Below are 26,319 nucleotides of genomic sequence, written 5' to 3'. Positions count from 1 at the left end.
ATGAAGACACGCCGCCCGCGCCGATCCCGACCATGCCCGTCAGCGAGCGCATCCTCCGCGTGCTCATCCCGCTGGTGATGCTGGCGATGCTGATCGGCCTCTGGGCCTGGTATGTCGCCGCCTACAACATCCCGAAATACATCCTGCCCGGGCCGGATCTCGTCGCGCAGTCGCTGATCAAGGACTGGCCGATCCTCGGCACGGCGCTCTTGGTGACGCTGAAGATCACCTTCCTGGCGCTCGCCATCGCGCTGGTCGGCGGCGTCGCGCTCGCCATCCTGCTCACCCAGTCGAAATGGATCGAGCTGGCGCTGTCGCCTTACATGGTCATCCTGCAGGTGACGCCCGTCGTCGCCATCGCGCCGCTCATCCTGATCTACGCGCCGTCGACGCAGTCCGCGCTTCTGATCTGCGCCTGGATCGTCGCCTTCTTCCCCGTGCTCTCCAACACGACGCAGGGCCTGAAGAGCACTGACCACAATTTGCTCAACCTGTTCGAGCTCTACGGCGCCAGCCGCTGGCAGACGATGATCCACCTGAAGCTGCCGGCAGCGCTGCCCTATTTCCTGGCGGGCCTCCGGATCGCCGGCGGCCTCGCGCTGATCGCGGCCGTGGTGGCCGAGTTCGCCGCCGGTTCCGCCGGCGCCGGCTCGGGCCTCGCCTTCCGCCTGCTCGAATCGCAGTACCGTCTCAACATCCCCCGCCTGTTCGCCGCGCTGATCCTGCTCTGCGCCACCGGCGTCGTGATCTATGGCGCGACCAGCCTGATCTCGCATCTGCTGCTGCGCCGCTGGCACGAAAGCGCGATCCGGCGGGAGAATTGAGATGACGAAGGGTTTTGCCGCGCTTCCGGATGCGGATCGCTATGTGCTCGCCAACGCCACCTTGCCCGCCGTGACCGTCGACGGCTTCGACGGGCGCGACGTCGGCGAGGGGCTGATGCGGGCCGACATCGTCGTCGCGAACGGCAGGATCGAGGCGCTGCGGCCGGCCGGCAGCGTCGACGACGCACCCGTCTTCGATCTCGATGCCGGCCAGGTCTGGCCCTGTTTCGTCGACATGCACACCCATCTCGACAAGGGCCATATCTGGGCGCGGCGCGAGAACCCCTCGGGCAGCTTCGCCGACGCGCTCGCCGCGGTCGACGCCGACCGCGAGGCGCACTGGACGACGGAGGACGTGCGGGCGCGGATGGAGTTCTCGCTCCGCTCCGCCTATGCGCACGGCACGCGGCTGATCCGCACCCATATCGACTGCGTGCCGCCGCAGTTTCCAGCGTCCTGGCCGGCCTTCGCCGAGGCGCGCGACGTCTGGGCGGGCCGCGTCGACCTGCAGGGCGTGGCGCTGTCGCCGATCGAGCTCTATCTCGACGAGACGGTGCGCGCACGCCTTACCAACGTCGTCGCCTCCTATGGCGGCGTGCTCGGCGGCTTCACCTATATGACGCCGGGCCTCGACACCGCGCTCGACCATCTCTTCGCCATGGCGTCGGAAAACGGCTTCGACATCGACCTGCATGTCGACGAGACCGCCGATCCCAATGCCCGCTCGCTGGCGGCGATCGCCAACGCGGCGATCCGCACCTCCTATGAGGGGCAGGTCACGGTCGGCCATTGCTGTTCGCTCGCCCGCCAGGACGAGAGCGAGGCGGACCGGACGATGGACCTCGTCGCCGAGGCGGGCCTCGCCGTCGTCTCGCTGCCGATGTGCAATCTCTACCTGCAGGACCGCCATCCCGGCCGCACGCCGCGCTGGCGCGGGGTGACGCTTCTGAACGAGATGGAGGAGCGCGGCATCCGCGTGGCGGTCGCCTCCGACAACACGCGGGACCCGTTCTACGCCTATGGCGACCTCGACGCCGTCGAGGTCTTCCGCGAGGCGGTTCGGATCCTGCATCTCGACCACCCGCTCGACGGCGCCGCGCGCGTCGTCACCACCAACCCCGCCGCCATCCTGCGCCGCTCCGATCTCGGACGGATCCGGGCTGGCGATCCCGCCGATCTGGTGCTGTTCCGGGCCCGCAGCTGGTCCGAATTCCTGTCGCGCCCGCAATCCGACCGCATCGTTTTGCGCCAGGGCAAGGCGATCGACCGGACATTGCCCGATTATCGTGAACTCGATTCCCTGTTTGGACACTGATCATGGCTCATCAATTCAGAAACGACTTCGAAGCGCTGAGGGCCGAGCTCGACGGCATCGCGCTCGAAGACAATCCGGCTTTGGTGAAGCAGAAGAGCCGCGACTTCTTCTGGTATTCGCCGGTCCTGAAGGCCCAGCTCGACCACGTCACCGCGGACCTGGTCGCGACGCCGAAGGACGAGGCGGAGGTGATCCGCATCCTGAAGGCCGCCTTCAAGCATGACGTACCGGTGACCCCGCGCGGCACCGGCACCGGCAATTACGGCCAGGCGATGCCGCTTTCCGGCGGCCTGATCCTCAACCTCGCCGAGATGAACAAGGTCAAGGCGATCCATCCCGGCCGCGTCATCGCCGAGCCCGGCGCCGTCATCGCCCAGCTCGACGCCGAGACGAAGGCGCATTCCGGCCAGGAACTGCGCCTGCATCCCTCGACCGCCAAGACCGCGACGATCGGCGGCTTCATCGCCGGCGGTTCCGGCGGCGTCGGCTCGATCCGCTGGGGCGGCCTGCGCGACATCGGCAACGTGCTGCGGCTGCGCGTCGTCACCATGGAGGCCGAGCCCCGCATTCTCGAGCTGACCGGCTGGGAACTGCACAAGGTGATGCACGCCTATGGCACCAACGGCATCATCACCGAAGTCGAGATGCCGCTGACGACGGCCTATGACTGGGTCGACGTCCTGGTCGGCTTCGACGACTACATGGACGCGGTGCGCTATGCCGACAGCGTCGGCAATTCCGACGGCCTCCTGATCAAGGAGCTCGCGACCGTCGCGGCGCCGATCCCCTACGACTATTTCCTGCGCCACCAGAAGTTCCTGAAGCCCGGCCAGTCGCTGGCGATCGTCACGGTCGCGGCGCATGCGGTCGACGCCTTCCTGGCGCTGACCTCGCGCAGCAAGGGCGAGGTGGTGTTCCGCTCGGACACCGCCGAGGATCTGAAGGGCATCCCGCCGAACTACGAGCTCGGCTGGAACCATACGACGCTCCGCGCCATTCGCGTCGACCCGTCGATCACCTATCTGCAGTCGATGTATCCGCCGCCGCACCATATCGAGAAGATCGAGACGCTGACCAAGCTGTTCGGCGACGAGGTGCCCGGCCATCTTGAATTCGTCCGCTTCGACGGCAAGATCACGCCGATGGGCCTGCCGATGGTGCGCTATACGACGGAAGAGCGCCTGGAGGAGATCATCCGGATCCACGAGGAGCATGGCTGCCCGATCTTCAATCCGCATCGCTACACGCTGGAGGAGGGCGGCATGAAGCAGACGGACCTCGCCCAGCTCGCCTTCAAGCGCGAGGCGGATCCGAACGGCCTGCTCAACCCCGGCAAGATGATCGCCTGGGAGGATCCGGATTTCGACTTCACGTCGACCAAGACCTTCCTGTTCCCCGGCATCCGGGCAGTCGGCTGAGATGGCTCGGGGGGGCCTCTCGCTTTTTCACATGATCACGGCGGCGCGCTGAGCCATGCGCGCGCTTGTGGTCTACGCTCATCCCGTGCCGGAGAGTTTCGGCGCCGCGCTCCGCGACACCACCCTCGAGGCGCTCCGCGCCTCGGGGCATGAGGTCAGGCTGCTCGACCTCTACGCCTCCGGCTTCGATCCCGTCATGCGCGCCGACGAGCGGCGCGTCTACAACGAGCCTGATATCAACGAGATCCCGATCGCCGAGCATCTCGCGCTGATCAAATGGTGCGAGATCCTCGTCTTCGTCTATCCGACCTGGTGGTTCAGCCCGCCGGCCATGCTGAAGGGCTGGCTGGAGCGGGTCTGGGTGCCGCATGCGACCTTCATCATGCCCACGGCGACGCGCGGCTCGCGGCCGGCGATGCAGAACATCCGCAAGCTCGCCGTGGTGACGAGCTGCGGCGCCAGCTGGATCCTGTCGAAGTTCATCGGCGAGCCGGGCCGGCGGATTTTGTTGCGCGGTATCCGGAGCCTTTGCCACCCGTTCTGCCGCACGCTCTATCTCGCGCACTACAAGATGGACAGCTCGACGCCCGAAAGCCGGGCGCGCTACCTGGCCAAGGTCCGCCGCAAGATCGGCAGGCTGTAGGGGGCCGCTAATCCGCCTGCCTATGACCTGTCGGCCTCACGGTCGCGCGTCATAGGCGTGGCGGCTCGCCTCGATGTGCGGCCAATTCTCCCGGATCCAGGACGTGAACCCTTCGAGGGCCGGCAGCATGCTGGCGCCCATCTCGGTCAGTTCGTACTCGACGCGCGGGGGCACCTCGGGGAAGTAGTGGCGCACGAGAAGTCCGTCGCGTTCCAGATTGCGGAGCGTGAGCGTCAGCATCCTTTGGGTGATGCCCTCGATTCCGTTCTTGAGTTCGGAAAAGCGCAGCCGATGGCCTCGCGCTACGGCCAGGTGCGACATGACGAGGATGGTCCACTTGTCGCCGAGCCGGGCGAGGACGCCGTTCGGCGCGCAGGGCCTGAATCGTGGACCCTCCTGCGTCTCTTCGTAGGGCCGTCCGTGTATCAGCCGATCCAATCCTATCATCCTTGTGCCTGAGGCTGAGAAATGTGCCGTCTTCCGCCGCATTTCCATGGGTATATATGAGTAACCCTTGCTCAAGCACGAGGGTGTTTTCCAATGTCTGACAATCAAAAGCCGATCCTGGTGTTCGGGGCGACCGGCCAGCAGGGTGGGTCGGTCGCGGCGGCGCTGCTAAAGGCCGGATGGCCGGTGCGCGCCTTCGTTCGGGATCCGGCCTCGCCGAATTCCCTCGCGCTGCGGGACGCCGGTGCCGAGCTGGTCGAGGGCCGGCTCGAGGATGCCGCCGCGATCCGGCGCGCCATGGAAGGCGCGTATGGGGTCTTCAGCGTGCAGCCGAGTTCGCCATCGGGCACGGTGAGCGACGCGGAGGAGGAGCGTTTCGGCACCGCCATCGCCGATCTCGCGGTTGAGAGCGGGGTCCGGCACGTCGTCTACACTTCCGTGATCCATCGCGGCGACGCGCCCACCGGTCTCGGCCATTTCGACAGCAAGATCCGCATCGAGGCGCATCTCCGCGCTCTGCCCACTACCTTCACCATCGTCCGGCCGGGCAGTTTTATGGAGATGCTGGCGATGCCGGGCTTCGGGCTGGACGCGGCGCGGTTCGACTTCTTCCTCAGGCGGGACCAGTCGATGCCCTTCGTGGCGGTGGAGGATATCGGCAAGTTCGTTGCCGCCGTCTTCGCCGATCCCGCGCGCTTTGGCGGCGAGACCCTCGACCTGTTCGGTGACGTTCTCACCGGGGCAGAGCTGGAAGCCCTGTTCACGCAGGCTGCCGGCCGGCCGATCGCCTATGCCCGCTTTACCGAGGCGGTGCTGGCGGAGAACCCGTTCCTCGCCAGGCTGACCGCCCTGGTCGACAACGGCCGACTGTCAGCTGAGGGGGACCTCGCCGCCCTGCGCCGGATCAATCCGGAGCTGCAGACATTCCGGACGTGGCTCGCGGGCGGCGGGCGCCGGGCGTTCGAGCAGGCGCTCGGCACCAGCGGGACGTGGGCCTACAATCAGGCCTGACCACCAGCCGCAAAAAAATGGCGCCCCGGAGAACCGGAGCGCCGTATTTCGATGCAAGCCGGACGATCGCCTCAGCGCGCCAGCAGCTTCTCGAGCTCGGGGCGGAACTCGTCGGCGATATCCGGGCGGTCGAGCGCGAAGGCGACGTTCGCCGCCAGGAAGCCGACCTTGTTGCCGCAGTCATAGGTCTGGCCGTCGAAGCGGCAGCCGTAGAAATACTGGCGGTCCATCAGGCGCAGCATGGCGTCGGTCAGCTGGATCTCGTTGCCGGCGCCGCGCTCCTGCTTCGAGAGCAGGTCGAAGATCTGCGGCTGCAGGATGTAGCGGCCGTTGATGTAGAGGTTGGAAGGCGCCACTTCCGGCTTCGGCTTCTCGACCATGGCGTTGATGCGGAAGGCCGGGCCGCCGATCTCGGCGCCGATGCCGACGATGCCGTACTGGTGCGTCTGGGCCGGGTCGCATTCCTCGACCGCGAGCACGTTGCCGCCCCATTCCTCATAGACCTTGACCATCTGCTTCAGACAGCCCGGCTCGCCCTTCATCACCATGTCCGGCAGCAGCACGGCGAAGGGCTCGTTGCCGATCATCTCGCGCGCGCACCAGACGGCGTGGCCGAGGCCGAGCGGAACCTGCTGGCGGGTGAAGGAGGTCGAGCCCGGCTTCGGCAGGTCCTTGGCGAGGAGGCTCAGAGCCTCCTTCTTGCCGCGATCCGTGAGCGTGGCTTCGAGTTCGTACTGGACGTCGAAATGATCCTCGATGACCGCCTTGTTGCGGCCGGTGACGAAGATCAGGTGTTCGATACCGGCTTCGCGCGCCTCGTCGACGGCGTACTGGATCAGCGGACGATCGACGACCGTCAGCATTTCCTTCGGCATGGCTTTGGTCGCAGGCAGGAAGCGGGTGCCAAGACCGGCGACGGGGAAAACGGCCTTGCGAATCTTCGGGTTCATAGACGCCTCACGGATGCATCGGTACGGGGAGCATATCGGCAGATTTCTATCGATAACGCTAATGGAAAAGTGTGAATTTCGGCCGCATCAAGACTTCGTTCACCTATTCATAGTTCATTAACAATACGAATCTGTTGGGACTTTCAAAGTGGCTGTTCTGGTGACGGGCGGTGCTGGCTATATCGGTAGCCACATGGTGTGGCGTCTTGTTGACGCTCATGAGGCCGTTGTCGTTCTTGATCGCCTGTCCACCGGATTCCAGTGGGCCGTGGCGCCCGAGGCGGTGTTTGTTGAAGGCGACATTGCCGACGAGGCGCTGGTCGAGCGGCTGGTGGCGGAACATGCCATCGATGCGGTCATTCACTTCGCCGGTTCGATCGTCGTGCCGGACTCCGTCGCCGACCCGCTCGGGTACTACCTGAACAATACGGTCAAATCGCGCGCGCTGATGGCGGCGGTGATCCGCGCCGGAGTCAAGCATTTCATCTTTTCCTCGACCGCCGCCGTCTATGGCGACACCGGCACCGAGCCGGTCGAGGAGGGCGCGCCGCTCTCGCCGCTGTCGCCCTATGGCCGCTCCAAGCTGATGACCGAGATGATGCTGGAGGATGCGTCGCGCGCGCATGACTTCCGCTATGTGGCGCTGCGCTATTTCAACGTCGCCGGCGCCGATCCGCGCGGCCGCACCGGCCAGTCGACCAAGGGCGCCACGCATCTGATCAAGGTCGCCTGCGAGACCGCGCTCGGCAAGCGCGACCGGATCGAGATCTTCGGCACCGACTACGACACGGCCGACGGCACCTGCGTGCGCGACTACATCCATGTTTCCGACCTCGCCAATGCGCATGCCGACGCGCTCGCCTATCTGCGCGCCGGCGGCGACAGCCTGGTCGCCAATTGCGGCTATGGCCACGGCTACAGCGTGCGCGAGGTGATCGACGCCGTGCGCCGGGTTTCCGGCCGCGACTTCGAAGTGACGACGCGCGAGCGACGCGCAGGTGACGTGCCTGCGGTTGTCGCAAATTCGACACGCGCCCGGTCAAAGCTCGGCTGGCGACCCGAACATGACGACCTCGACCAGTGCGTCGCGACGGCGCTGGCATGGGAAGAGGCGCTGGGAAGACGAAACCAGCGCGATTGAACGCGCCCCCCGGCGTGGAGCGCTCCGGTCCCCCCGATCCGGAGCGGATAGCAAGCGAACCTGAGGAGAATTCTGCGACATGGCATTTTGGAGCCCGCCCGTTTCCGCGATGCAGCCGATCCGCGCTGCCGGAACCCGCGCCTTCCTGCTGGTCTTGATGCTGTTGGCCGGATTGTTGCCGGCCATGGCGGACGCCGCCGGACAGCGCTGGGTGGCGAGCTTCTGGCCGACGGCGCAGAAGGCCGGCATCTCGCGCAGCGTCTACAACGCCGCCCTCGGCAATTTCACGCCCGACCCCGACGTGCTCGCCAAGGCGCAGTCGCAGGCCGAATTCGTCAAGCCGCTCTGGGAATATCTGGACGGCGCCGTCTCGGCCAAACGGCTGGAGAACGGCCGCGACATGCTCAAGCAGTATGACCGGCAGCTGCGCCAGATCGAGCAGGCCTTCGGCGTCGACCGCAGCGTCGTGGTGGCGATCTGGGGGATGGAATCCTCCTATGGCCAGGTGCTGACCAACGACAAGATCGTCAAGAACACCATCCGCTCGCTGGCGACGCTCGCCTATCAGGGCGGCTCGCGTGCCAAGTACGGCCGCCAGCAGCTGATCGCGGCGCTGAAGATCATCCAGAACGGCGACGTGACGCCGCGCGGCATGGTCGGCTCCTGGGCCGGCGCCATGGGCCACACCCAGTTCATCCCGACCACCTACCAGGCCTATGCGGTCGATTTCGACGGCGACGGCAAGCGCAACATCTGGACCTCGGAGGTCGACGCGCTCGCCTCGACGGCCAACTATCTCGCCAAGATGGGCTGGCGGCACGGCCAGACCTGGGGCTACGAGGTCGAGCTGCCGGCCGGCTTCGACTGGCGCCATGCCGATTCCGGCGAGACGCTGTCGCTCGACCAGTGGCGCAAGCTCGGTCTGCACCGCGTCGCCGGCCGGCCGTTCCCGGCCTCGAACGAACCGGCGCGCCTCTATGCGCCGGCGGGCGCCGGCGGCCCGGCCTTCCTGCTCCTGCAGAATTTCCGCGTCATCAAGCGCTACAACAACGCCGATGCCTACGCGCTCGCGGTCGGCCACCTGTCGGACCGGCTGCGCGGCGGCAATGATTTCGTCTCCGGCTGGCCGCGCGACGCACGGCCGCTGCAGGCGTCCGAGCGGGCCGAACTGCAGTCGCTGCTCGGCCGGCACGGCTATTATTCCGGCGCGGTCGACGGCAAGATCGGCGCCGGGACCAAGCGGGCGATCCGCTCCTACCAGGCGTCGGCCGGCATGATCCCGGACGGCTATGCCTCAACGGGGCTGTTGCAGCGCCTGCGCTCCGGCAGTTAAGATCCTTTCCTCAAGGGAAGGCCGCCGAGGGCAGGCGGTCCTTCCCGCCGGATATCGCCATGCTGGTTCGTCTCTTCCGCGCCGTCGCCGTCGTCCTGCTGGTTTCCTTTGCCCTGGTTGGCGTGATGGAGCCGGCCTCGGCGCAGTTTAGGGGCCCCGCCGGCTTTCTCGATCGCCTGTTCGGCATCGAGCGGCCGCCACCGCCGGGGGCCTACCCCGTGCCGCCGGGCGAGATCGGCCGCCAGCGGCCGCCCTCCGCCCAGAGGGCGCCGCGCGACGAGCAGCCGCGCAAGAAGCGGCCGGCCGCGCCGGCCGAGCCGGTCTATCCGGCGCTGGAGATCCAGCCCAAGAACCCGGACGCCAAGAAGGTGCTTGTCGTCGGCGATTTCGTCGCCGGCGGCCTCGCCTGGGGGCTCGACCAGGCCTTCGCCGAGGAACCGCGCCTCGCCGTCGTCGACCGCTCGGACGGTCCGTCCGGCTTTGTCCGCGACGACCATTTCGACTGGGCCGGCAAGATCTCGGAGATGCTCGTCGCCGACAAGCCGGACATGGTCGTCGTGCTGATGGGAACCAATGACCGCCAGCAGATCCGGACCAAGGACGGCCGGTTCGCGCCGCGTTCGGACGAATGGCAGAAGGCCTACCAGCAGCGCGTCGAGCGCTTTCTGCTAGCGCTGCAGGCCTATGGCAAGCCGGTCTACTGGGTCGGCGTGCCGCCGATGCGGTCGAAGGACGCCTCGGCCGACATGGCCTTCCTCAACACGCTGTTCAAGGGCCGGGTCGAGGCCGTCGGCGGCAGTTTCATCGACATCTGGGACGGGTTCGCCGACGAGAGCGGCCAGTTCGTGGCGCGCGGCCCGGATGTCGAGGGCCAGACGCGGACGCTGCGCGGCAGCGACGGCATCAACTTCACCAAGGCGGGACGGCGCAAGCTCGCCTTCTTCGTCGAGCGCGACATCCGCCAGGGCAGCGGGTTCGGCCTGCCGATGAGTTCGGTGACGCCGACCAATCCGAATGCGACGATGGAGATCGGCCCGGACGGCAAGGAACGCCAGGTCGGCCCGGTCATCTCGCTGACCGATCCGGAGCCGGGCGCGGCCGACGGCAAGCTGATCGGCGCTCGCGACCAGACCGTGCCGGGCCCGGCGGCGGACAGCGTCCAGTACAAGCTGACCGTCGAGGGCAAGTCGCCGGCCGCCCAGCCCGGCCGCGTCGACGATTTCGCCTGGAAGCCGCCGCATGCCGAGGACGAAACGGCCGACGCGCCGGGCAGCATCGTCGACGGCATCGTCATCCTGCCGGCCCCGACCGCCGGCGTGCCGCAACTGGCGCCGGCGCTGCGATAGGGCGGGGCGCTTCACCTCTTCCTGATCGTGGCGCATCGCTGTCCGGCAGCCCTGCGGCGCTCGATTTCCATCATCCTGAGGGGCTTCGCGCCAGCGAAGCCTCGAAGGACGCACGGTCTATGTGCAGCCTGTCGATGGCACGGCCGCTCTGCGTGCTTCGAGACGGCCCTGCGGGCCTCCTCAGCATGATGGGGGTGGTGTTTTGCAAAGGTTCCTCTGAGGGAGAGAACCCGAAGCATGAATGCAGGGCTCAGGCCTCACCTCTCCCTGAGGGAGAGGTCGGAGCGAAGCTCCGGGTGAGGGTTTACGGCCTCTCCGGATGGTTTCCTAAACCCTCACCCGCCGCACTTCGTGCGTCGACCTCTCCCTCAGGGAGAGGTGAAGAGGCCGCCAGACAGCCCAGTCTTCCAGGCCGATTGACCGACTCCGCCATCATCCTGAGGTGCTTCGCGGTAGCGAAGCCTCGAAGGAGGATTCAGCGGAGCTCTGAAACTCCCGCGCTGGCCGTTTGCTCCCGAAGGGAGCTTCCTGGACCCTCCTTCGAGGCCCGCCGGGCACCTCAGGATGATGGTCGAGTTCTGGAAATGCAGCCTCGGAAATAGCTTCGTCGAACCCGACATGAAAAAGCCCCCGCCGGCGACCGGCGGGGGCTTCTTCGTTTTAAGAGATAGGGCGTCGCCTACCAGGCGAGGTTGGTCGCGCCCATCAGGTGCTTGTCGATCGAATGCGCGGCCTGGCGACCCTCGCGGATCGCCCAGACGACCAGCGACTGGCCACGGCGCATGTCGCCGGCGGCGAATACCTTGTCGACCGAGGTGCGGTAGTCGCGGGTGTTGGCCGCGAGGTTGCCGCGCTTGTCGAGATCAGCGCCGAGTTCGGTCAGCATGCCCTCGTGCAGGGGATGGGCGAAGCCGATTGCCATGAAGACCAAGTCGGCGCGGATGATGAACTCCGTGCCCTCGATCGGCCGGCGCTTCTCGTCGACGCGGGCGCACTGCACGCCCGTGACCTTGCCGTTCTTGCCGACGACGCCGAGCGTCGCGCAGGCGAACTCGCGCTCGGCGCCCTCGGCCTGCGAGGAAGAGGTGCGGAACTTGGTCGGCCAGTAGGGCCAGACCGCGAGCTTGTCTTCCTGGACCGGCGGCATCGGGCGGATGTCGAGCTGGGTGACGGCGAGCGCGCCCTGGCGGAACGAGGTGCCGACGCAGTCCGACGCGGTATCGCCGCCGCCGATGACGACCACGCGCTTGCCGGTCGCGATGATCGGCTCCTCGTGGATCTCCTCGCGGCCGACGCGGCGGTTCTGCTGGACCAGGAACGGCATGGCGTAATGCACGCCCTCCAGTTCCGCGCCCGGCAGCTTCGGATCGCGCGGCGCCTCGGCGCCGCCCGTCAGCAGCACGGCGTCGTGGTCGGCGACCAGCTCGGCCATCGGCTTGGTGACGCCGATGTTCTGGCCGTAGTGGAAGGTCGCGCCCTCGGCCTCGATCTGCGCGACGCGCCGGTCGATGAAGTGCTTCTCCATCTTGAAGTCCGGAATGCCGTAGCGCAGCAGGCCGCCGGCCTTCGGCTCGCGCTCGAAGACATGGACGTCATGGCCGGCGCGGGCGAGCTGCTGCGCGGCGGCGAGGCCCGCCGGGCCGGAACCGACGACCGCGACCCGCTTGCCGGTCTTGACCGCGGCGATCTCGGGCTTGATCCAGCCCTGATCCCACGCCTTGTCGGCGATCGACTGCTCGACCGACTTGATGGCGACCGGAATGTTCTCGAGGTTCAGCGTGCAGGCTTCCTCGCACGGGGCGGGGCAGATGCGGCCGGTGAACTCCGGGAAGTTGTTGGTCGAATGCAGGTTGCGCGCGGCCTCCTGCCAATCGCCGGAATAGACGAGGTCGTTCCAGTCCGGGATCTGGTTGTGCACCGGACAGCCGGTGTCGCCATGGCAGAAGGGAACGCCGCAATCCATGCAGCGCGCCGCCTGCCGCGACACGTCCTGGTCGCTGAGCGGCAGGGTGAATTCCCGGAAGTGCCGGATGCGGTCCGCAGCCGGCTGGTACTTCTGGTCCTGGCGGTCGATTTCGAGGAAGCCCGTTACCTTACCCATTTTATTCCCCTCACTCCGCCGCCACGCCGTAGCGCGCGCGTTCCATCTCGATCAGTGCGCGCCGATACTCGACCGGCATGACCTTGCGGAATTTCGGACGATAGCTTTCCCAGTGCTCCAGGATCTCCTTGGCCCGGCTCGAGCCGGTGTAGTGGAGATGCTGCGAGATCAGGCGGTGCAGGCGCTCGTCATCGAAGCGGTTCATGTTCGACGTGATGTCGATCCGGCCCTTGTGCTCGATGTCACCGCCATGGTGGTGCAGCTTCTCGAGCAGGTCGTCCTCTTCCTGGACGGGCTGGATCTCGACCATCGACAGGTTGCAGCGCTCGGCGAAGGTTTCGTCCTCGTCGAGCACATAGGCGATGCCGCCGGACATGCCGGCCGCGAAGTTGCGCCCGGTCTTGCCGATGACGACGACGATGCCGCCGGTCATGTATTCGCAGCCATGGTCGCCGCAGCCTTCGACGACGGCGATCGCGCCCGAATTGCGGACCGAGAAGCGCTCGCCGGCGACGCCGCGGAAATAGGCCTCGCCCTCGGTCGCACCGTAGAGCACGGTGTTGCCGACGATGATCGACTTTTCTGGCACGATGCGGCTGTTCTCGGCCGGCCGCACGACGATGCGGCCGCCGGAAAGGCCCTTGCCGACATAGTCGTTGCCTTCGCCGATCAGGTCGATCGAGATGCCGCGCGCCAGGAAGGCGGCGAAGCTCTGCCCGGCGGTGCCGCGCAGCGTGATCGCGATCGTGTCGTCCGGCAGGCCGTCATTGCCATAGCGCTTGGCGACTTCGCCGGAGAGCATGGCGCCGGCCGAGCGGTCGGTGTTGTGGATCGCGGCCTCGATCTGGACCGGCTTGCCGGTGGCAAGCGCAGGCTGGGCCTCGGCGATCAGCTTGCGATCGAGCACATGTTCGATCGGGTGCTTCTGCCGCTGCGTGTGCCGGATTTCGTCCGGGCCGGCCTCGACCTTGTGGAACAGCTTGGTGAAGTCCAGGCCCGACGCCTTCCAGTGATTGACCGCCGCCACCTTGTCGAGCCGGTCGGACTGGCCGATCAGCTCCTCGAGGCTGCGCGCGCCCATCGCCGCCATCAGCTGACGCACTTCCTCGGCGACGAAGAAGAAGTAGTTGATGACGTGCTCCGGCTCGCCCTTGAAGCGCTTGCGCAGGACGGGGTCCTGCGTGGCGACGCCGACCGGGCAGGTGTTCAGATGGCACTTGCGCATCATGATGCAGCCGGCCGCGATCAGCGGTGCCGTCGAGAAGGCGAACTCGTCCGCGCCGAGCAGCGCGCCGATGATGACGTCGCGACCGGTGCGGAAGCCGCCATCGACCTGCAGGGCGATGCGCGAGCGCAGGCCGTTCAGCACCAGCGTCTGCTGGGTCTCGGCGAGGCCGATTTCCCACGGGCTGCCGGCATGCTTCAGCGAGGTCAGCGGCGATGCGCCGGTGCCACCCTCGAAGCCGGACACCGTGATGTGGTCGGCGCGCGCCTTGGCGACGCCGGCGGCGACCGTGCCGACGCCGACTTCCGAGACGAGCTTGACCGAGACGTCGGCTTCCGGGTTGACGTTCTTCAAATCGAAGATCAGCTGGGCCAGATCCTCGATCGAGTAGATGTCATGGTGCGGCGGCGGCGAGATCAGGCCGACGCCCGGCGTCGAATGCCGGACCTTGGCGATGGTCGCGTCGACCTTGTGGCCGGGCAGCTGACCGCCTTCGCCGGGCTTGGCACCCTGCGCCACCTTGATCTGCATCACGTCGGAGTTGACGAGATATTCCGTCGTCACGCCGAAGCGGCCGGAAGCGATCTGCTTGATCGACGAACGCATCGAGTCGCCGTTCGGCAGCGGCAGGAAGCGCTCGGCCTCCTCGCCGCCCTCGCCGGTGTTCGACTTGCCGCCGATCCGGTTCATGGCGATGGCGAGCGTGGTGTGCGCCTCGCGCGAGATCGAGCCGAACGACATGGCGCCGGTGGCGAAGCGCTTGACGATCTCCGCCGCCGGCTCGACCTCGTCGAGCGGCACCGGCGTCAGGCCGACGTCCTCCGCCATCTTGATCTCGAACAGGCCGCGCAGCGTCAACAGCGCCTTGGACTGCTCGTTCATCGCCTTGGCGAAGTCGTCGTAGCGCTCCCACGAACCGGTGCGGACGGCATGCTGCAGGGTCGCCACCGAGTCCGGCGACCAGGCGTGCTTCTCGCCGCGGATGCGGTAGTTGTACTCGCCGCCGATATCGAGCGTGTTGCGCAGGATCGCGCCGTCGCCGAAGGCGGCGGCGTGGCGGCGGACGGTCTCTTCCGCGATCTCCTTGAGGCCGACGCCCTCGATGGTGGTGGCGGTGCCGAAGAAGTAGCGGTCGACGAATTCCGAAGCGAGACCGATCGCGTCGAAGATCTGCGCGCCGCAATAGGACTGGTAGGTCGAGATGCCCATCTTGGACATGACCTTCAGGATGCCCTTGTCGATCGACTTGACGTAGCGATGCACGATCTCTTCGTCGTCGACCTCCTCGGGGAAGTCCTTCTTCATGTCGGTCAGGGTCTCGAAGGCGAGATAGGGGTTGATCGCCTCGGCGCCGAAGCCGGCCAGCACGCAGAAATGATGCACCTCACGCGCCTCGCCCGTCTCGATAACGAGACCGACGGAGGTCCTAAGACCCTTGCGGATCAGGTGATGGTGAACGCCGGCGGTGGCGAGCAGGGCGGGGATCGGGATCCGGTCCGGCCCGATCATGCGATCCGACAGGATGATGATGTTGTAGCCGCCATGGACGGCCGCCTCGGCGCGCTCGCAGAGCCGCTCCAGCGCGTCGGCCATGCCTTCGGCGCCCTGTGCGATCGCATAGGTGATGTCGAGCGTCTTCGACTGGAACGGGTTGTCGTCCAGCTCGCCGATGGCGCGGATCTTCTCCAGATCCGGGTTCTCCAGGATCGGCTGCCGCACTTCCAGCCGCTTGCGGCGGCCGGCGCCCGAGAGGTCGAACAGGTTCGGCCGCGGCCCGATGAACGAGACGAGGCTCATGACGAGCTCCTCGCGGATCGGATCGATCGGCGGGTTCGTCACCTGGGCGAAGTTCTGCTTGAAGTAGGTGTAGAGCAGCTTCGACTTGTCGGAGAGCACCGAGATCGGCGTGTCCGTGCCCATCGAGCCGACCGCTTCCTGGCCGGTGGTGGCCATCGGCGCCATCAGGAGCTTCAGGTCCTCGGTGGTGTAGCCGAAGGCCTGCTGGCGATCGAGCAGCGTCACGTCGGTGCGCGGCGCGCGCGGCGGCACCGGCGGCAGGTCTTCCAGCACGATCTGGGTGCGCGCCAGCCACTCCTGGTAGGGGAGCTTGGTGGCGAGCTCGGTCTTGATCTCCTCGTCGGAGACGATGCGGCCCTGCTCGAGGTCGATCAGCAGCATGCGGCCAGGCTGCAGCCGCCACTTGGTGATGATCTTCTCTTCCGGGATCGGCAGCACGCCGGATTCGGACGACAGCAGCACGTCGCCATCCTCGGTGACGAGGTAGCGCGCCGGCCGCAGGCCGTTGCGGTCGAGCGTCGCGCCGATCCGCACGCCGTCGGTGAAGGCGACGGCGGCCGGCCCGTCCCAGGGCTCCATCAGGGCGGCATGGTACTCGTAGAAGGCGCGCCGCTGCTCGTCCATGAGCGGGTTGCCCGCCCAGGCCTCGGGGATCAGCATCATGGCCGCGTGCGGCAGCGAATAGCCGCCCTGGACCAGGAATTCGAGCGCGTTGTCGAAGCAGGCGGTGTCCGACTGCCCCTCATAGGAGATCGGCCACAGCTTCGAGATGTCGTTGCCGTAGAGCTCACTGTCGACCGAGGCCTGCCGCGCCGCCATCCAGTTGACGTTGCCGCGAACCGTGTTGATCTCGCCGTTGTGCGCGACCATGCGGTAGGGGTGGGCCAGCCGCCAGGACGGGAAGGTGTTGGTCGAGAAGCGCTGGTGCACGAGCGCGATCGCGCTCTCGAAGCGCTCGTCGTGGAAGTCGAGATAATAGGCGCCGAGCTGCTCCGCCAGGAACATGCCCTTGTAGACGATCGTCCGCGCCGACAGCGACACGACGTAGAAGTCGTTGTCGAGGCCGGAATAGGCCGCGTAGATGCGGTTGGAGATCACCTTGCGGATGATGAACAGCCGCCGCTCGAACTCGGCCTCGTTGGCGATGCCCTTGCCGCGGCCGATGAAGACCTGGCGATGGTGCGGTTCGGTCGCCGCGATCTCGGGCGCCTTGGAAAGCGACGAGTTGTCGACGGGCACGTTACGCCAGCCGAGCAACTCCTGGCCCTCGGAGGCGACGACTTCCTCGACGATCTTCTCCATGCCGGCGCGGACTTCCGCGTCCTGCGGCAGGAAGAGGAAGCCGACGGCATAGGAGCCGGGCTCGCCGACGGCGAAGCCGAGCCGGGTCGCTTCCTCGGCGAAAAAGCGATGCGGAATCTGCACGAGCATGCCCGCTCCGTCGCCCATCAGCGGATCCGCGCCGACCGCGCCGCGATGCTCGAGGTTGCGGACGATCTGCAGGCCGCTCTGGACGATGCGGTGCGACTTCTCGTTCTTCAGGTTCGCGATGAAGCCGACGCCGCAGGCGTCGTGCTCGTTGCGCGGATCATAAAGGCCCTGGGCGCCGATTCCGCCGGCCTTATTGCGGGCGGCCGTGCTTTTGGCCGCGCGGGCCGTTGCCGCTGCTGCCATCTGCATTTCCGCTTCGCGTAAGACCTTCGGCATCTGAGTGCCCTCTCATCCTCTATGGTTCATCATTCGACGTCTCGACCGGCCGCTCTCCCGCCCGTCCCTGGGGACGTTTGGATGACCAACCGGCGTACCCGCCGCATTCGATACTTGAGACGCTTCGCGTCCAAATCCTCCGCCGCGCCGGAAGGGGCGCGACGACGACCTTTCCGGGCCGCGTCCGTGTCGCAAGCAAGGTTCATTCCGACCCCCGCTTGCCCCGTCTCCCAATGCCCATGATCGCTTGGCGTTGCACTCGATAATGGGACAGTAAGGCTGTCCTAATTGACGGCGCGCCAAAATGCCAGAACTCTTTCCCCACGGCAAGCGCGCTGATGATCACGCATTATGTTTGTTTCGAAAGGTACGTGGCCATCACAGTTTCGTTGATGAATGTCGGCCCTGAACGTAACAAAATTGCGAAACGTGTGTCTGACGCTGCGTCACCGAGTTGGTCGATTTGGGCGCATTTCTTGCTGCATTTTTAGGCATCGGCCGCCGTGGAATTAGGCGGCGCCATTCGAGCCACTTCGCCGCATAAGGGGGCTTGCGCTTCGTACCGCTCCGCCGCGATATGGCGCGATGATCTTCGCAAGCGACAACTGGACAGGGGCCTCCGACCGCGTGGCGGCCGCCCTCGTCGAAGCCGCCGGCGCCCGCGCGCCGGCCTATGGAAACGATCCGCTGACGGCGTCGGTGGAAGCGGCCTTCGCGCGCGTCTTCGAGCGCGACGTCGCCGTCTTCTTCGTGGCGACCGGAACCGCCGCCAACGCGCTGGCGCTGGCCCAGTTCGGCCGGCCGGGCGGGGTGGTCTTCTGCCACCGCGACGCCCACATCGCGGTCGACGAGGGCGGGGCGCCGGAGTTCTTCGGCAATGGCGCCCGCCTGCACCGGATCGACGGCGCCGATGGCAAGCTGCATCCGGCGGATCTCGCGGCGGCGATCGCGCTCTATCCGGCCGAGGCGGTGCATCACGGCCAGCCGGTGGCGGTCTCGATCAGCCAGCTGACCGAGGCCGGCACCGCCTACGAACCCACGGAAATCGCCGCTTTGGCGGCCGTCGCGCACGGCGCGGGCCTGCCGCTGCACATGGACGGCGCGCGCTTCGGCAACGCGGTTGCCGGGCTCGGCGTCTCGCCGGCCGAGGCCAGCTGGCGCGCCGGCGTCGACGTGCTCTCCTTCGGCGGCTCGAAGAATGGCTGCTTCGCCGCCGAGGCGGTGATCTTCTTCGACAAGGCGCAGGCGCGCGGCTTCGAATTCCACCGCAAGCGGGCCGGCCACCTGTTCTCGAAGAGCGGCTTCGTCTCCGCCCAGTTCTCCGCCTATCTCGCCGACGGTCACTGGCTCGAGCTCGCGGCGCACGCCAATGCGATGGCGAGCCGGCTGGCGGCCGGCATCACGGCGACGCCGGGAGCCTCGCTCGCCTTCGAGCCGGACGGCAACGAGCTGTTCGTGGTGATCCCGCGCGAACTGGACGCGCGGCTGCGGGCGGCCGGGGCCGTCTATTATGAGTGGTCGCCGGAAGGGCTGGTCGAGCGCGACCGGCGCGGCGAATTCGTCGCCATTCGCCTGGTCACGAGCTTCCGGACCCGCGTCGAGGAAGTCGAGAATTTCGTGCGAATAATTTCAGCAGTCGACGCCTAGAAAATAGGCGCCCCACATTCGTGGGGCGCCCCATCAACAGGCTTGTATCGCAGTTCGGATCAGGCGGCCTTCGCCTCGATCTGCTGGCCGGCGGACTTGCCGCTGGTGATCGCGATGGTGCGCGGCTTCATCGCTTCCGGAATCTCGCGGACGAGTTCGACGTGGAGAAGTCCGTTTTCGAGTCGGGCGCCTTTCACCTCGACATGGTCGGCGAGCTGGAACCGGCGCTCGAAGGAGCGCGCGGCGATGCCGCGATACAGCACCTCGGAGTCCTGGCCGTCCTCGACCTTCTTCTCGCCCTTGACGGTCAGCGTGTTTTCACGCGACTCGATCGAGAGTTCGCTGTCGTTGAAGCCGGCGACCGCCATGGTGATGCGGTAGGCGTTCTCGCCGGTGCGCTCGATATTATAGGGCGGATAGCCGGGCACGCCGCCTTCGACGCCGGTGGTCTGGTCGAGCAGCGAAAAGAGACGGTCGAAACCGACGGTGGAGCGATACAGGGGGCTCAGATCAAACGTACGCATGGGGTGTCCTCCTTCAGAGCGACATAGGATCAAAACTCACGCATTGCCGCCATTTCCGGCCGGCATCACGCGTCTCGCGGACCCGCTATCGGCATCCGCAGACTGGATGTGGGAACCTTCCGTTACGTCTTCAAGAGGCTAGGCGGCCCCGCGCCGGCGCCGGCCTCGGCCCGCCCGGAATTCGGTGCGCCGGCTCGCTGAACGCCACATGAACGACCAATTCGGATGGTGTTCAGGCGCCCGGTGGCAAGCTCACCTCAATGCCGGCGATGACTTGCTCGTCCGGCCCACCCGGAGACAGAACATGATCAAGGTCCTTCTCGCCACGACAGTCCTGATCGGATCGCTCGCCGCCCCGATGGCGGCGCAGGCCCAGGACTACCGATTCGAAGGCGGCCGCGGCGGCTACGAGGATGGACGCGGCGGTCCGCGTCCGGTCTATCGCGACGACCGGCGCTATCCGCTCAGCCCGCGCCAGATCTTCCGCGCGGTCCGCTCGCAGGGCTATTACGACGTCAACATCATCCGCGACCGGCGCGACGTGTCGATCGTCCGCGCCTCGGCGCGCGGCCGCGACTTCATCCTGGTGGTCGATGCCTATAGCGGCGACATCCTCCGCCGCCGTGTGGTCGACAATGGCTGGCGCGGCGATCGCGGCTGGCATGGCGGCTGGGGCGACGACTGGCGCCGCTGGTAGTCGTATCGCCGGGTTCCCTCGGCTTTCGACCGTCGGCCGGTCTCGATCCGCCCCCCGCACGAGAACGGCCCGACAGCCGGTGGCATCGCAAGGTGCCGCCGGCTTTTCATTTGCTCGCTTTGCTTGTGGCCCCCGGGCGGCTCGGCTAAACCCGAAAGACCCTCGAAAGCGGACCTTGCGCGGCGGATGAGCCTGATCACCCTTTCCGAAAATCCGATTCCGGCCGGCGCGGTCGAGCAGACGGTGACGACCGAGGACGGCGTCCGCCTGCGTGCCGCGGTCTGGCGGCCGTCGGGCCAGCGCAAGGGTACGGTCTGTCTCGTTCACGGCCGGGCCGAGGCGATCGAGAAATACTACGAGGTGGTCGGCGAGCTTTTGGCGCGCGGCTTCGCGGTCGCGACCTTCGACTGGCGCGGGCAGGGCGGTTCCGAGCGGCGGCTTCCGAATCCTCTCAAGGGCCATGTCGACGATTTCTCCGAATATGAGCGTGACCTCGAGGCGTTCATGCAGCAGGTCGCGCTGCCGGATTGCCCGCCACCCTATTTCGCGCTGGCGCATTCGACCGGCGGTCTCGTCTGCCTGCGCGTCGCGCGCCGCTCGCGCCAGGTCTTCTCGCGCATGGTGCTCGCGGCGCCGCTGCTCGATTTCGGCGGCTTCGCCCCGTCGCGCCGGGTGATCAATTTCACCGCCGGCGCCTTCTCGCTGCTCGGCCTCGGCGATGCCTTCCCGCCGGGCGCCAAGATCGCCCAGGTCGAGGAGCGCGGCTTCTCCGGCAATCCGCTGACCAGCGATCCCCGCCGTTTCGCCCGCACCCTTGCCGTCAGCAAGGCGCAGCCCGAACTCGGGGTCGGCGCACCGACGATTGCCTGGCTGCATGCCGCCTGCCGGGCGATGAACGAGGCCGCCAACCCGGCCTTCGCCGCCGGCATCCGCATTCCGACGCTTTTGATCGCGGCCGGCGAGGACCGCGTGGTGTCGCCGCTCGCCATCGAGCGCTTCGCCCGCGAGATGCGGATCGGCGCGCAGATCGTCATTCCGGGATCGCGGCATGAGATCCTGATGGAGCGCGATCCGATCCGCGGGCTGTTCTGGGCCGCCTTCGACGCCTTCATTCCGGGCTCGAACGACTAGACCTCCCGACGCTCGCCGCCCCAAGTCTCTGTTTCGACGGCTGGTTTTTCTCCGGGGGATTTGCGAGCCTCCGCCATCCTCGAACAACAGGGCATCGCCATGGATCTGAAACTCAACGACAAGACCGCACTCGTCTTCGGCGGATCGCGCGGCCTCGGCCGGGCGGTCGCGGCGGAACTGGCGGCCGAGGGCGCCAAGGTCGTCATCGTCGCGCGCGACGCGGCGCGGGTGGAAAAGGTGGCGGCGGAGATCGGCGCGATCGGCCTTGCCGGCGATGTCTCGAAGCCGGGATCGAGCCGCGTGCTGGTGCAGCAGGCGGCCGAGCTTCTCGGCGGCGGCCCGGACATCCTCGTCACCAATACCGGCGGCCCGGCGCCCGGCAATTTCGAGGCGATCTCGGATGCCGCCTGGCAGGCCGGCTTCGACAATCTCTGGATGAGCTTCGTCGAGAGCGTCGGCGCGGCGCTACCGGCCATGCGCGCCAAGGGCTTTGGCCGCATCCTCGCGGTCACCTCGGTCGCGGCGCGGGAGCCGATGCCCGGCCTCGTCGTCTCGAACGGCCTGCGCGCCGGCCTGCTCGGCCTCGTCAACGCGCTGAGCCGCGACGTCGCGGCGGCGGGTATCACCGTCAACGCGCTGCTGCCGGGCTTCACCAATACCGACCGCATGGCCGAGCTCGGCGTCACCAGCGCGACGGTCGGCCCGAAGATCCCGGCCGGCCGGATCGGCGAGCCGGAAGAATTCGCCGCACTCGCCGCCTTCCTCGCCTCGGAGCGCGCGAGCTACATCACCGGCCAGGCGATCGCCGTCGACGGCGGCTTGCTGCAGTCGATCTGAGTGCCGTGGGGTGGGGCGCCTCGGCGCCCTGCCTCAGCCGGCTCAGCGGTTCAGCGTCTCCAGAATCTTCTCGTGCAGGCGGGCGTCGCCGGTTGCCACCACGCGGCCGCCGCTGGTGGCCGGGCCGCCTTCCCAGTTGGTGACGCGGCCGCCGGCACCCTCGATCACCGGGATGAGGGCAACGATGTCGTAGGGGTGCAGGCCGACCTCGATGACGGCATCGACGAAGCCCGCAGCGACCATGCAATAGGCGTAGCAATCGCAGCCATAGCGGACGAGCCGGACCTGGCTCTCGACGCGGTCATAGGCGTCGCGATCGGCGCCCTTGAACAGCGCCGGCGTGGTGGTGAACAGCACCGCGTCGGCGATCTCGGCGCAGGCGCGCGTCTTGAGCGCCCGGTCGCCGTCCGGCCCCGTATACCAGGCGCGGCTGCCGTCGCCGGCGAAGCGCTCGCGGGTGAAGGGCTGCGCCATCATGCCGAGCGCCGGCTTGCCGCCGGAGACGAGGCCGATCAGCGTGCCCCAGACCGGCAGGCCGGAAATGAAGGCGCGGGTGCCGTCGATCGGGTCGAGGATCCAGACATTCTCGGAGTCGGTGTTCTCGTCGCCGAATTCCTCGCCCAGGATGCCGTGATCTGGATAATGCGCGTTGATCAGCGCCCGCAGCGCCTGCTCCGAAGCCCGGTCCGCCACCGTCACCGGATCGAAGCCGGACGCCGCCTTGTTCTCCACGAAATCGAGTGCCCGAAAATGCGGCATGATCGCTTTTCCGGCAGAATCGGCCAGCTGGTCGAGGAAGGCGATCAGGGCGGAATCGGTCATGATGGCGGCTCCAGAGGCTTCTGCATGCGGGGCATGCATTCTGTGCATGCCTCCGTCCCGTTCAGAGGTGGCTATCTAACAGGATGATTTTAAAAGTCTATTTTTATCCGCCCTGAAGGCGGCGGCGGGGTGATTCCGTCGGATGTTGCCGAATTGTCGCGGGGAAAGGCCGGATGGGGAAAGAGGTCTTGATCTTTTTGCACTGCAAGCGCAATTTATTGCGGTGCGGTACGTCGATTGGCGTCGATCTACCGCTGCCCTTCTTGGGCGTTTCCTCCCTAGACTTGGGCCGCCTCGTATCCACGAGCGGCCCTTTTTTCTGCCCGGAATTCTACTCGGCCGCCTCGGCGGCGATGGGATAGAGCGCGGCGTCCGGCACGCTCGACAGCGCCGCCGTGAAGCGGGCGAGGTCGGCGGCGAGCCGCTCGAAGCCGGAATTCAGCTGCAGCGTCCGCTCGTTCATATAGAGCCCGCGATTGATCTCGATCTGCAGCGCGTGCAGCCCGTTGCCGGGCCGGCCGTAATGCTCGGTGATGAAGCCGCCGGCATAGGGCTTGTTGCGCGCGACCGCATAGCCGGCGTCGGTCAGGATCGCGTGCGCCGCTTCCGAGATCGCCGGCGCGCAGCTGGTGCCGTAGCGGTCGCCGAGCACGATGTCGGCCCGCGCCCGCCCGGGCGCCGCGCGGACGGAGGACGGCATCGAATGGCAGTCGACCAGCACGCAGAAGCCGAAGCGCTGGTGCGTCGTCGCCAGAAGCTGCCGCAGCGTCTCGTGATAGGGCTTGTAGATCGTCTCGATCCGCAGGAGCGCATCCGCGACCGGGATCGGTTCGGCATAGATCTCGACATTTTCCGAGACGACGCGGGCGATGGTGCCGAGGCCGCCGGCGACGCGCAGCGAGCGCACATTGGCATAGGGCGGCAGCTCGCCGTCGAACATACGCGGGTCGAGCTCGTAGGGCTCGCGGTTCACATCCAGCCAGGCGCGCGGAAAATGCGCCCGCATCAGAGGGGCGCCGAGCGGCACGACCGACGCGAAGAGATCGTCGACGAACGTATCCTCCGAGCGGCGGATCATCCGTTCGTCGAGCTTCGACGCCTCGAGGAAATCGGCCGGATAGACGCGGCCGCTATGGGGGGAGTTGAACACGAACGGAATGCGCTGCTCGGCCGGAGCCATCACTTCGAAGGGAAGCGCATTCGCAAGGTCCGGCGCGGCGTCGATGGTCGTTCTCCCAGTTCTCTGGCACGCGCAACGGGGTGCCAACTTGGCGCCGGTCCGCGGAACGGATACCTGCGCCGCATCATGGTGCCAATATGGCGGGCAGCTGTCCACCGGCGCGGCAGGGAGCGGGAAATTTCGCCCCCATTCACCCGATATTTACTTCGTTCAGCCGTAATTCGATAACCAAATCACAAGGTGCCGCGAGGCGCCCGATCGAATCTCGACCGAGACCGGCCGTCCAGCCATGGATTCCCTGATGAACCGCATCCTGCTTGCCGAAGACGACAACGACATGCGCCGCTTTCTGGCCAAGGCGTTGCAGAATGCCGGCTATGATGTCGTCTCCTTCGACAATGGCCGCAGCGCCTATGAACGGATCCGCGAGGAGCCCTTCACGCTGCTCCTGACCGACATCGTCATGCCGGAGATGGACGGCATCGAGCTGGCGCGCCGCGCCACCGAGCTCGATCCCGACCTGAAGGTGATGTTCATCACCGGCTTCGCCGCCGTGGCGCTGAACCCGGATTCGAATGCGCCCAAGGATGCGAAGGTGCTGTCGAAGCCGTTCCACCTGCGCGATCTCGTCAACGAGGTGGAGCGTCTGCTCGCCGCCTGAGGAAGTTTTCAACAGGGTCGGGAAACACGAGGCTTGAACCTTCGGAAACACCCGGCTATACACCCGCTCACGCCGCCGGTCCCGCCGGTCGCGATCAGAAGGATGGGCGTGTAGCTCAGCGGGAGAGCACTACGTTGACATCGTAGGGGTCACAGGTTCAATCCCTGTCACGCCCACCATCCTTCCCACCTCCCTTGAAATGCCTAGCGAATTTCCTTCCCGGTCCCCGGGATCGAGCCTCACGATTTCGCCGACCGCCCGGCGCAAGCGCGTCCGGTCCGCCGCGCTCCGTCGCGCCGCACCGCGCGCTCGCGGGCAGGCTTCCCGTCAGAGCCGGCTTCGCTTTCGGGGGAGGGCGATCGGCGGCGCGTACCGCATGTCGGCCTGCTTCCTGAGCCAGAACTGGACCTGCTCGAACGGGCGCCGGACTTCCCGGACGAGCTTTGCCGGCAGCCCCGGTTTGATCTTTGGCGCCGGGACTGCTCGGGGCTCGGGCAGCACAATGTTCGTTGGCTCGATCACGACCGTGTTCATGCGGTCGGCGCCGATCGTGCTGGTCAGAAAGTCGTCGGATCCTTCGAGCCTGCCAGCCTGGATGCAGACGCCCGGCCGGACCTCATGCGAGGCGAAATCGCGACCCTCCCGGGTGATGTCGAACAGGAACTGGTCGACGGGGCACGTGAATGCTTCTTGCGCTGCGAGCCGGGCCGCGAGCTTCTTTGAAAGGATGTACGCAGCGGCGCCATCCCATGACTTTTCCGTCGGGTAGAGGCGAAGCCTGCCCGATCCGTTGCCGGGCGTTCCCCTGTACAGGTCGGGGTGAGGCGCCTCCAGCTTGACGATCTCAACCTCCGGCCGGATCCAGGCGTGCGACGACAGGAACGGAGCGAACTCCGCGATCATCAGGACGTCGTCTTCGAAGATGGCGCCGTAGGGCGAATCGCCCTCCGCGATCATCCGCCAGCATCGGCGGTGGCTGAGGAAGCAGGCGACCTCGGCCGCCGAGAGCCTTTCGCCATCCGCGCGGGGCTTGGCATGGTGCCTGAGCTCCGCCTCGGCGAGGTGCCTGGCATCGACGGCGGGCACCCGTTCAAGCGTTGCGCCAAGCCCTCGGAACTGGCTTTTCATCCAGTCTAGGCGTTCCGTCGACCTGTCGAGGTTGATCAAGAGGCTTCGCACGATGTCTCCGGTTGCACGAGGCGCGGGAGCGCGACGTAGCAGCATCCGAAGCCGATCGGCAAGCGTGCGGGATCGCAGGGCCGCTGGGCTTGTCTCGGGCCATATTCGAAGTACTTCAAGCGACACCTCCCTCCGAGCCTTCCGGCCGATAGGCCCCCTCCGCCATCCTCCTGAGGTGCTTCGCGTCAGCGAAGCCTCGAAGGAGGATTGAGCAGGCGAAGTCCGGCGAGGCGCGCCCCGGGATCCGAATCCGCTGTTCCCTGGCCCGCCTTCGAGGCCCGGCTTCGCCGGGCACCTCAGGATGACGGCCGAGTTGGGAACGCGGTCCGGGAGGGGGCTCGGCGACCCGCCGGTTGCCACGCCGGAGCGCCGCCGCTATGGTC

The 26,319-nt window shown here is 66.9% G+C and carries 21 protein-coding genes and 1 tRNA gene; 14 read left to right on the top strand and 8 right to left on the bottom strand.

From position 1 onward, the window contains the following. Nucleotides 1-32 precede the first annotated feature (32 nt). From K32_RS18105 to K32_RS18090, 4 genes are read left to right on the top strand one after another with little or no spacing between them, the layout of a single operon-like run. Nucleotides 33-824 carry an ABC transporter permease gene (locus K32_RS18105; RefSeq protein WP_244670003.1) on the top strand — a complete coding sequence of 264 codons (792 nt, stop codon included), beginning with the start codon at nt 33-35 and terminating at the stop codon, nt 822-824. Between the two features lies 1 nt (nt 825). Then, nucleotides 826-2,139, top strand: a complete 1,314-nt coding sequence (locus K32_RS18100) for a cytosine deaminase (RefSeq protein ID WP_201400854.1) — start codon at nt 826-828, stop codon at nt 2,137-2,139. A 2-nt stretch (nt 2,140-2,141) separates the two neighbouring features. Further along, nucleotides 2,142-3,557, top strand: coding sequence for an FAD-binding oxidoreductase (locus tag K32_RS18095; RefSeq protein ID WP_201400853.1), 1,416 nt, complete (start codon nt 2,142-2,144; stop codon nt 3,555-3,557). Between the two features lie 55 nt (nt 3,558-3,612). Next, on the top strand, nt 3,613-4,200 hold the full coding sequence (locus tag K32_RS18090) for an NAD(P)H-dependent oxidoreductase (RefSeq protein WP_201400852.1): 588 nt from the start codon (nt 3,613-3,615) through the stop codon (nt 4,198-4,200). 36 nt (nt 4,201-4,236) lie between these two features. On the opposite strand, the gene K32_RS18085 is transcribed toward K32_RS18090, so the two are convergent. After that, entirely contained in the window at nt 4,237-4,638 is a 402-nt protein-coding gene (locus K32_RS18085; RefSeq protein ID WP_201400851.1) for a helix-turn-helix domain-containing protein, read from the bottom strand. 102 nt (nt 4,639-4,740) lie between these two features. Between K32_RS18085 and K32_RS18080 the strand changes: the two genes are divergently transcribed. After that, complete coding sequence (locus K32_RS18080) at nt 4,741-5,658, top strand: NmrA/HSCARG family protein (protein WP_201400850.1); 918 nt, start codon at nt 4,741-4,743, stop codon at nt 5,656-5,658. Nucleotides 5,659-5,729: 71 nt separating this feature from the next. Here the strand turns inward: K32_RS18080 and galU are convergent, their stop codons facing one another. After that, a complete protein-coding gene (gene galU, locus K32_RS18075) occupies nt 5,730-6,608 on the bottom strand; it encodes a UTP--glucose-1-phosphate uridylyltransferase GalU (protein WP_201400849.1) in 879 nt (292 codons plus the stop codon). Nucleotides 6,609-6,756: 148 nt separating this feature from the next. On the opposite strand from galU, the gene galE reads away from it, so the two are divergent. The 3 genes from galE to K32_RS18060 all read left to right on the top strand — a co-directional run bounded on the left by galE (nt 6,757) and on the right by K32_RS18060 (nt 10,428). Then, a complete protein-coding gene (gene galE, locus K32_RS18070) occupies nt 6,757-7,749 on the top strand; it encodes a UDP-glucose 4-epimerase GalE (RefSeq protein WP_201400848.1) in 993 nt (330 codons plus the stop codon). Nucleotides 7,750-7,828: 79 nt separating this feature from the next. Then, nucleotides 7,829-9,082 carry a lytic murein transglycosylase gene (locus K32_RS18065; RefSeq protein WP_201400847.1) on the top strand — a complete coding sequence of 418 codons (1,254 nt, stop codon included), beginning with the start codon at nt 7,829-7,831 and terminating at the stop codon, nt 9,080-9,082. A 59-nt stretch (nt 9,083-9,141) separates the two neighbouring features. Further along, nucleotides 9,142-10,428, top strand: a complete 1,287-nt coding sequence (locus K32_RS18060; RefSeq protein WP_201400846.1) for an SGNH family hydrolase — start codon at nt 9,142-9,144, stop codon at nt 10,426-10,428. A gap of 679 nt (nt 10,429-11,107) precedes the next feature. On the opposite strand, the gene K32_RS18055 is transcribed toward K32_RS18060, so the two are convergent. Both K32_RS18055 and gltB read right to left on the bottom strand, forming a co-directional pair. Next, complete coding sequence (locus tag K32_RS18055; protein WP_201400845.1) at nt 11,108-12,529, bottom strand: glutamate synthase subunit beta; 1,422 nt, start codon at nt 12,527-12,529, stop codon at nt 11,108-11,110. Nucleotides 12,530-12,539: 10 nt separating this feature from the next. Beyond that, nucleotides 12,540-17,258 carry a glutamate synthase large subunit gene (gene gltB / locus K32_RS18050; protein WP_371812711.1) on the bottom strand — a complete coding sequence of 1,573 codons (4,719 nt, stop codon included), beginning with the start codon at nt 17,256-17,258 and terminating at the stop codon, nt 12,540-12,542. A gap of 585 nt (nt 17,259-17,843) precedes the next feature. Between gltB and K32_RS18045 the strand changes: the two genes are divergently transcribed. After that, nucleotides 17,844-18,905 carry a low specificity L-threonine aldolase gene (locus K32_RS18045; protein WP_201400843.1) on the top strand — a complete coding sequence of 354 codons (1,062 nt, stop codon included), beginning with the start codon at nt 17,844-17,846 and terminating at the stop codon, nt 18,903-18,905. A 59-nt stretch (nt 18,906-18,964) separates the two neighbouring features. Here the strand turns inward: K32_RS18045 and K32_RS18040 are convergent, their stop codons facing one another. Further along, nucleotides 18,965-19,429 carry an Hsp20 family protein gene (locus K32_RS18040; RefSeq protein WP_201400842.1) on the bottom strand — a complete coding sequence of 155 codons (465 nt, stop codon included), beginning with the start codon at nt 19,427-19,429 and terminating at the stop codon, nt 18,965-18,967. Between the two features lie 304 nt (nt 19,430-19,733). Between K32_RS18040 and K32_RS18035 the strand changes: the two genes are divergently transcribed. The 3 genes from K32_RS18035 (at nt 19,734) to K32_RS18025 (ending at nt 22,094) form a co-directional block, all read left to right on the top strand. Further along, nucleotides 19,734-20,126, top strand: a complete 393-nt coding sequence (locus K32_RS18035) for a hypothetical protein (RefSeq protein ID WP_201400841.1) — start codon at nt 19,734-19,736, stop codon at nt 20,124-20,126. A 186-nt stretch (nt 20,127-20,312) separates the two neighbouring features. Continuing rightward, nucleotides 20,313-21,257 carry an alpha/beta fold hydrolase gene (locus K32_RS18030; RefSeq protein ID WP_201400840.1) on the top strand — a complete coding sequence of 315 codons (945 nt, stop codon included), beginning with the start codon at nt 20,313-20,315 and terminating at the stop codon, nt 21,255-21,257. A gap of 99 nt (nt 21,258-21,356) precedes the next feature. Next, a complete protein-coding gene (locus K32_RS18025; RefSeq protein WP_201400839.1) occupies nt 21,357-22,094 on the top strand; it encodes an SDR family oxidoreductase in 738 nt (245 codons plus the stop codon). 42 nt (nt 22,095-22,136) lie between these two features. Here K32_RS18025 and hisN read toward each other — a convergent pair whose 3' ends face one another. After that, on the bottom strand, nt 22,137-22,916 hold the full coding sequence (hisN, locus tag K32_RS18020; RefSeq protein ID WP_201400838.1) for a histidinol-phosphatase: 780 nt from the start codon (nt 22,914-22,916) through the stop codon (nt 22,137-22,139). A gap of 331 nt (nt 22,917-23,247) precedes the next feature. Further along, nucleotides 23,248-24,096, bottom strand: coding sequence for an N-formylglutamate amidohydrolase (locus K32_RS18015; protein WP_201400837.1), 849 nt, complete (start codon nt 24,094-24,096; stop codon nt 23,248-23,250). 298 nt (nt 24,097-24,394) lie between these two features. Between K32_RS18015 and cpdR the strand changes: the two genes are divergently transcribed. Next, nucleotides 24,395-24,757, top strand: a complete 363-nt coding sequence (gene cpdR, locus K32_RS18010; RefSeq protein WP_244670002.1) for a cell cycle two-component system response regulator CpdR — start codon at nt 24,395-24,397, stop codon at nt 24,755-24,757. A 104-nt stretch (nt 24,758-24,861) separates the two neighbouring features. After that, nucleotides 24,862-24,936: transfer RNA gene (locus K32_RS18005), tRNA-Val, on the top strand. Nucleotides 24,937-25,084: 148 nt separating this feature from the next. Here K32_RS18005 and K32_RS18000 read toward each other — a convergent pair. Further along, a complete protein-coding gene (locus tag K32_RS18000) occupies nt 25,085-25,924 on the bottom strand; it encodes a glycosyltransferase family 25 protein (protein WP_201400836.1) in 840 nt (279 codons plus the stop codon). Between the last annotated feature and the right edge of the window lie 395 nt (nt 25,925-26,319).

The sequence above is a fragment of the Kaistia sp. 32K genome (genome assembly GCF_016629525.1).
Classification (GTDB): Bacteria; Pseudomonadota; Alphaproteobacteria; order Rhizobiales; family Kaistiaceae; genus Kaistia.
The sequence above is the reverse complement of the archived record's forward strand: the minus strand, read 5'-3'. Positions and strand labels throughout refer to the sequence as shown.